The following is a 6825-nucleotide window of genomic DNA, read 5'->3' on the forward strand; positions in this document are numbered from 1 at the left end:
GCGGCCGAGCCCCTCAGCAGGGCCGCCCGTCGACTGTACGGTCCTGTTTCCGCACGTTGTCAAGGCCGTCCAGGATGTGAGCCACTCGTCTCAGGCCGGTTGACGCGGAAGCGGGGACCTGTTCCACTTGCCCCATGCGCCCACAGCAGCGGCTGGTCACCCGCTCCCACATCGACTTCGGTCGCGTGTGGTCCTCGTCCTGTTGAGCCGACCCCGCGTGCCCTGAACCATACGGGCGCCCTTGGCGTTTCCTCCTTCTTCCTCGCCTTCACACGCGTCGCCTCCCCTCATACGCGTTTCCACCGCGCCCCCTGTAGGGGCGCGGGGAACCGCGCGACCGGCCACAGAGCACCCGCTACCGCACCATCGCAGCCTTCCGCCTGGGCGCGTTCCGCACCCCGATCACCCGGTCCATCAACGCCCCCAGCACGTCCCGCACCGAGGACCGCTCCCGTGCGTCGCACTCCAGCACCGGAACATCCGCCCCCAGCCCCAACGCCTCCCGCACCTCCTCCAGTTCGAACCGCTCGGCGCCGTCGAAACGGTTCACGGCGAGGACGAACGGCGCGCCCTGGGCCTCGAAGTAGTCCACCGCCGGGAAGCACTCCTCGATCCGCCGGGTGTCCGCGAGGACCACCGTGCCCAGCGCGCCCTCCACCAGGTCGTCCCACAGGAACGAGAACCGGTCCTGCCCGGGCGTGCCGAACAGGTACAGCGCAATCGTCGGATCCAGGGTGATCCGCCCGAAGTCCAGCGCCACGGTGGTCGTCGTCTTCGACTCGACCCCGTCCAGCGAGTCGACCCCGACGGAGACCTGTGTGATCGCCGCCTCCGTGTCCAGCGGTTCGATCTCCGAGATCGCCCCGATGAACGTGGTCTTGCCGACCCCGAGTCCCCCGCTCACGACGATCTTCACGGCGAGCGGCACGGTCCTGTCAGAGCGCCCGGACATGGTCCCTGATCCTTTCGAGCATCTGGAGCGGCAGCTCCGCGGGTTGCCGGCAGGCGAGTTGCCCGGCGACGACGAGGTCCGACACCAGCACCCTGGCGACGCCGAGCGGCACGCCGACCGCGGAGGCCACCTCGGCGAGCGTCGTCGGCTGCTCGCACACCGCGACGATGTGCCGCCGTTCGAAGGTCAGCGTCTCGTCGGGCGGGCCGACCGCGACGACCAGGGTTTCCAGCCGCAGGTCGGCCTGGAGCGGCTCGGCCCGGCCGCCGGTGATGATGAACGGCCGGACGAACGTCGTGTCCTCAACCGGTTCTACGTCCATGGGCTGTTCACCGTTCACCGTGGCAACGCCTGCCGCAGGTCGGCGATGAGCGCCGGCGTGAGCAGATCACCCGCCCGCTCCGCGAGCACCGCCATCTCGTAGCCGACCAGGCCGAGTTCGCCGCTGCTGTCGGCCAGCACGCCGAGACAGCTGCCGTCCCGGATCGCGGAGACCAGCAGGAAGCCCCGCCCCATCTCGATCATGATGAGCTTGACCCCGTCGAAGCCGTACCGCTTGGACGCGCTGCGCGCCAGGCTGCTCAGCCCCGACACGATGGCCGCGAGATGGTCGGCCTCGGTGCGGCCGAGTCCGTCGGAGACGGCGATCAGCAGTCCGTCGGAGGAGACGGCCACGGCGTCCCGTACGCCGTCGGTGCTCTTGACGAAGTTGGCGAGCAGCCAGTTGAAGGTCTGCGAGTCGTTGTGCGTGTCGACGGAGGTCACTTGGCCTCACCCTCGCTCTGCTCGGCGGCGCGCTGCTTGCCCTGCTTCTCCTTCTCGGCGCTGATGGCGCCCCGCATATGGGCGCTGCGCAGGGTGGCGAGCATCCCGGAGACCTCCTCGGGGCTGCGGTCGGGGACCGGTCCGGCGGGTGCCGGCCGCCCGGGCCGGTCCGTCTCGCTGACGGCGTCCGGAATGGCGCTGCGCTGGGGCCGCTTGACCAGCCCGTTGCGGGTACGGGCGGCGGAGGTGCCGCCCTTCGGCCCGGTGGCCTTGGCTTCGTTCGCCACCACTGTCTCCTTGCGCGGTGCGGGCAGCACCGGCCTGTCCGGCCCTTCCACCTTCTTCTCCCCTTGCTTCTCCACCGTCTTCTTCTGCGGAGCCTCCGTCAGCAGCGAGGTCGGGATCAGCACCCGCGCCACCACGCCGGCCGCCGGCGCCTCGCCGAGGCGTACCTCGATGCCGCACTTGCGGGCGAGGGCGCCGACCACGAAGTGGCCCAGGAACCGGGTGGGTTCGGCCATGAAGCTGGCCGTGCCGGACAGCCGTACGTTGGCCTCGGCGAGGGCCTGGGCGTCCATGCCGAAGCCGTGGTCGACGATCGCGACGAGGTAGCCGGCGCTGGTGCGCCGTCCCTCGATCTCCACGTCGGCCTCCGGCGGTGAGAAGCTCAGCGCGTTCTCGATCAACTCGGCGAGCAGGTGGGCGACTTCGGCGACGACGCTGCCGGTGATGTACGCGGGCTCGACGCGGCGCAGGGTGACCCGGCGGTACTCCTCGACCTCGGACAGCGCGGCGCGCAGCACGTCGGTGAGGGCGAGCGGGGTGGCCCAGGGCCGGGGGCTGGACTCGCCGGCGAGCACGAGCAGGCTCTCGGCGTTGCGGCGCATACGGGTGGCCAGGTGGTCCAGTTCGAAGAGGTTGGCGAGGGTCGCGGGGTCGGCGTCCTCGTGCTCCAGCTTGTTGATGAAGCCGATCTGGCGGCGCACCAGGTTCTGGTTGCGGCGGCCGAGGCTGACCAGCGAGTCGGTGGCGTTGCGGCGCAGCACGGCCTGTTCGGTGGCGAGGTCGAAGGCGGCGCGCTGGACGCGGTCGAACGCCTCGGCGACGTCCCGGACCTCGGCGCCGGCCCGGGCGGGGACGGCGAGCGGCGCGGGCGGTTCGGGGCTCTCTCCGGAGTCGGCGTCCTGGACGGCGGCGACGGCCTGCGGCAGCCGCCGTCCGGCCACCTCGCGGGCCTGCTGGGCGAGTTCGGCCAGCGGCGCGGAGACCGACCGCACGCAGTCGAGGGCGAGCGCGCCGAGGGCGCCGACGGTGGCGAGGGCGAGCAGCACGAACAGGAGCAGGTCGCGCTGGGCGTCGCTCTCCAGGCCGGCGGCGCGGTGCTCGACGTCGGTGCCGAGGGCGACCTGGACGTTGCGGAGGCCGTTGATGGTGGAGGTCATCGCGTCCCACCAGGCCATGGGCGGGATGCGGTTCGAGCTGAGCCGGCCCGCGCCGTGCACGGCGAGGCTCTCGTAGGCGAGGGCGTGCCGGGCGTCCGGCGTGTTCAGGGCCGTGGCCAGGCGCCGTTCCTGGGCGGCGGTGGCCGAGCGCGGGAAGGCGTCGAGGGCGGCGAGGCGGCCGGCCCGGATCTCCATGAAGCGGCTGTAGTCGTCGCCGCGGAACCGGCCGCCGGAGGCGCGCACCGAGCCGAGCACGATGGCGCGCTCCTCGCCCAGGAACTCCTTGGCGTTGCCGAGTACCTGGAGCGCCTGGTAGCCGGCGCGCAGCGTGCCGTCGTGCACCTCGGCGAGGCCGAGGTCGAGCCGGTCGAGGGCGGTGATGGTGGTGGTGAAGTAGTCGAAGGTGTCCTTGACGACGCCGGTGTGGTCGTCGGCGTGCCTGCGGATGCCGGCGAGTCCGTCGAGCCGTCCGAGGGATGCGCGCACGGAGTCGGCGGCCTGGTCGCCGCGGCCGCGCAGGATGTCGTCGAGGGCGGTGCGCGCGGAGTCGGTGGCCTTGCGCTGGGCGGGCAGCTTGGCCTTGAACTGCCAGACGCCGCCCACGTATCCGGTGGTGAGACCACGCTCCTTCTGCAGCTGGTGGACCAGGCCCTGGAGGGTGACCTCCAGGCGCGCGTTGTCCTCGGTGGCGGCGGCGTTGCGGTAGGCGGAGATCTGGTCGGCGGCCGCGAGGCCGAGCAGCGCCAGCAGGACCGCGAGGGCGAGGGCGAGAATCCTCAGCAGCCTGACGCGGATGCTGGTGGCCGGTTTTGCTGTGACGTCCACTGAAGTGCCTTATTGAGGGGGCGAGTTGGGACAGAGCAGGAAATGGTTCCGCTTCTGGCCAACGACCTCACGGCGCGCCGGTCACCGGATCATGTTTTTGTTTTACGCCGCGGAAACAGGATCTTCCCGAGTTGCCAGGTGGCCGCCCCACCGGGCGCATTCCGTATACGACAGGGGACGTAACCGCTCAACAGCTGCAATCGCAGCCGCAGTCGCAGCAATCGCATCCCTCGCAGCACTCGCAACAGTCGCAGCAATCGCAGCAGTCCCCGCAGTCGGTGCCCTTGCACAGACCGTCCTTGCGCTGCCGGCTCCAGGGGTCGTCGTACTCGCCGCAGCACATCTGGCACGTGCAGGCCAGGCCGAGCCACACCGCGCAGCCCGCCAGCAGGCCCCGCGGGTCGCGACGCGGCGGCTCCGGGGGGAGCGGCGGGCCGCCCGGTCCGCCGGGCGGGGCGTACGGGCCGGGGCCGTGGGCGCAGGTGGCCGTGCCGAAGGCCCGGTCGACGGAGGTGCGCAGTTCGTGCACGAGCAGCCGGTGCGCCAGCTTCCCGTCCGCGAACTCGACCTCGCGCAGGGCGAGCCGTATCCCGTGCAGCGCGTCGTCGGCGAGCCGCCGGGCCTCCGGCAGCGGGGTGCCGGTCGCGGCGAGCGGGTTCCACGCGCCCAAGGCGGCGTCCGCCTGACGGTCCTCGACCGCGTCCAGCAGGTGCGCGAGCCGCCCGAACAGCCGCCCCGCCTCGGCGAGCGGCTCGGCGTTGCCCGGCCGCCCGGCCAGCACCGCCGTGTGCGCGAAGGCGGCCGCGGTGGCCGTCTCGGTCGGCTCGGTGACGGTCAGGATCGGCGTGCCGGGCCCGGCGAGCGCCTCGATGCCGAGCTGCCGGTCCACCGCGTCGACGAGCACGCCGGTGTCGAAGCCGACGGCGGACGCGGCACGCTCCCCCGCCGCGCCCCAGCCGGCGGCCACCCGGCGCGCGGCGAGCGCCACCGGCCTTCGCGCCAGCAACCCGTCCCCGTCGGCCACATGGTCGCGGACCTTGGCCGCGGCGAGCACCAGCGAGACGGCCGCCGCCAGCCGCGCGCCCTCACCCTGCGCGACGGAGGCGGTCCGCATGCCGCGCAGGGGACACGGTCCCGCCGTACGGCGTCCCGCGCCGGCCCGCTCGCGCTGAGCCTCCGTCAGAACCGATATGAGAAGCCCGTCATAGTTCGTCGCGACACGCGCGAACTGGCCGTGATCCTTGCGCAGCGCGAGACAGAGTCCGCACAAATGCGCCATCCACTCGGCCGTGAGGCGTTCGCCGAGCCGATGACGGCATGGTCTGACGATTCCGAACACGACGATCCCCCGTTGAGCGCGCGGTGCCTGAAACGGCGTTGAGCTGCCGCATCGTATCGAGGGCCGCGTTCACCCGTACGCCTCGCCCGTCACCCGTACGCCGTGAAGAATCATATTTCACTCACAGTCAGCAGCCGTGTACGGCAGGACCCTTGGGGCACACGGACTCTCGACGGATTCGCTGTGCACCAGTACCGTCACAAACCCCCCGCGCGGCGTCTATCCACTTGGCGCGACGTCCGCATCATGGATGACCATAGGGATGCGGAAAGCAAGAAAGACCGCTGTGAGAGGAGGCGTCCATGGGATCGGTACGCAAGGCGAGTGCCTGGCTTGGCCTCGTCGACGACAACGATGACGAGCGTTACTACGACGACGACTACTCCGAAGGGACCGAGCCCGGGGATGCCTGGGTCACCGACCCGCGGGTCAAGGTGGCCTCGGACACCGCCGAGGAGAAGGGCCGCCGCATCGGCACGGTCACGCCGGACAGCTTCCGGGACGCGCGCGCCATCGGCGAGCTGTTCCGCGAGGGTGTGCCGGTCATCATGAACCTCACGGCCATGGAGGCGGCGGACGCCAAGCGCGTCGTCGACTTCGCGGCGGGGCTCATCTTCGGTCTGCGCGGTTCGATCGACCGCGTCTCCAACCGCGTGTTCCTGCTCACCCCCGCCGACACGGAGATCGTCAGCGGCGAGCCGGCCGCGCACCGCACCGACGGGTTCTTCAACCAGAGCTGAGGCAGGGCCGCTCACCGGCCCTGCCCCCGCGCAGGGTTCACCGGAAGGCGTCGAGTCCGGTGAGCGCCTTGCCCAGCACGAGCTGGTGCATCTCGACGGTGCCCTCGTACGTCAGCACCGATTCGAGGTTGGTGGCGTGCCGCATGACGGGGTATTCGAGGGAGATCCCGTTGGCGCCGAGGATCGTACGGGCCGTGCGGCAGATCTCGATGGCCTCCCGTACGTTGTTGAGCTTGCCGAAGCTGACCTGCTCGGGACGCAGGCGGCCGGCGTCCATGCGCCGCCCCAGGTGGTGGGCGAGCAGAATCCCCTTGTGCAGTTCGACCGCCATGTCGGCGAGTTTGGCCTGGGTGAGCTGGAAGCCGCCGATGGGCCGTCCGAACTGTTCCCTGGACCTCGCGTAGTCGAGCGCGGCCTCGAAACACGAGCGCGCCGCGCCCATGGCGCCCCACACGATCCCGTACCGGGCGTGGGACAGACAGCTCAGCGGCCCCTTGAGCCCGACGACCTCGGGCAGCACGGCGTCCGCCGGGAGGCGCACGTCGTCGAGGACGAGCTCGCTGGTCACGCTCGCCCGCAGCGACCACTTGTGCTTGATCTCGGGCGCCGAGAAGCCGGGCGTGTCCGTCGGCACGACGAACCCGCGGATGCCCTCCTCGGTCTGCGCCCAGACCACCGCGACCCCGGCGACGGACCCGTTGGTGATCCACATCTTGCGCCCGTTGAGCACCCAGTCGCCGCCGTCGCGCTTCGCGTAGGTGC

7 protein-coding genes are annotated in these 6825 nt (G+C 71.4%); 1 reads left to right on the forward strand and 6 read right to left on the reverse strand.

Annotated features, from left to right (window positions below):
- Positions 1-355: 355 nt before the first annotated feature.
- The 5 genes from ACYF6T_RS41210 to ACYF6T_RS41230 form a co-directional block, all read right to left on the reverse strand.
- Positions 356-952 carry a GTP-binding protein gene (locus ACYF6T_RS41210; RefSeq protein ID WP_461703099.1) on the reverse strand — a complete coding sequence of 199 codons (597 nt, stop codon included), beginning with the start codon at positions 950-952 and terminating at the stop codon, positions 356-358.
- On the reverse strand, positions 936-1274 hold the full coding sequence (locus ACYF6T_RS41215; protein WP_461703100.1) for a DUF742 domain-containing protein: 339 nt from the start codon (positions 1272-1274) through the stop codon (positions 936-938). The genes ACYF6T_RS41210 and ACYF6T_RS41215 overlap by 17 nt, the downstream gene beginning before the upstream one ends.
- A gap of 14 nt (positions 1275-1288) precedes the next feature.
- Complete coding sequence (locus ACYF6T_RS41220; protein ID WP_461703101.1) at positions 1289-1717, reverse strand: roadblock/LC7 domain-containing protein; 429 nt, start codon at positions 1715-1717, stop codon at positions 1289-1291.
- The gene (locus ACYF6T_RS41225) at positions 1714-3984 is read right to left on the reverse strand and encodes a sensor histidine kinase (protein ID WP_461703102.1); all 2271 of its coding nucleotides are present in this window, start codon (positions 3982-3984) and stop codon (positions 1714-1716) included. The genes ACYF6T_RS41220 and ACYF6T_RS41225 overlap by 4 nt, the downstream gene beginning before the upstream one ends.
- Before the next feature lie 187 nt (positions 3985-4171).
- A complete protein-coding gene (locus tag ACYF6T_RS41230) occupies positions 4172-5323 on the reverse strand; it encodes a DUF5685 family protein (protein ID WP_461703103.1) in 1152 nt (383 codons plus the stop codon).
- Between the two features lie 302 nt (positions 5324-5625).
- Between ACYF6T_RS41230 and ACYF6T_RS41235 the strand changes: the two genes are divergently transcribed.
- Entirely contained in the window at positions 5626-6063 is a 438-nt protein-coding gene (locus ACYF6T_RS41235) for a cell division protein SepF (RefSeq protein WP_461703104.1), read from the forward strand.
- A gap of 37 nt (positions 6064-6100) precedes the next feature.
- Here ACYF6T_RS41235 and ACYF6T_RS41240 read toward each other — a convergent pair.
- Positions 6101-6825: acyl-CoA dehydrogenase family protein (locus tag ACYF6T_RS41240; RefSeq protein WP_461703105.1), on the reverse strand; the 725-nt coding region annotated here is incomplete at its 5' end.

It is taken from the genome of Streptomyces sp. 7R007 (assembly GCF_054850255.1).

What these genes read in the sequence shown, in the direction of transcription:
- ACYF6T_RS41210 (WP_461703099.1), bottom strand. Translation starts at nt 952, where the DNA reads ATGTCCGGGCGCTCTGACAGGACCGTGCCGCTCGCCGTGAAGATCGTC.
- ACYF6T_RS41215 (WP_461703100.1), bottom strand. Translation starts at nt 1,274, where the DNA reads ATGGACGTAGAACCGGTTGAGGACACGACGTTCGTCCGGCCGTTCATC.
- ACYF6T_RS41235 (WP_461703104.1), top strand. Translation starts at nt 5,626, where the DNA reads ATGGGATCGGTACGCAAGGCGAGTGCCTGGCTTGGCCTCGTCGACGAC.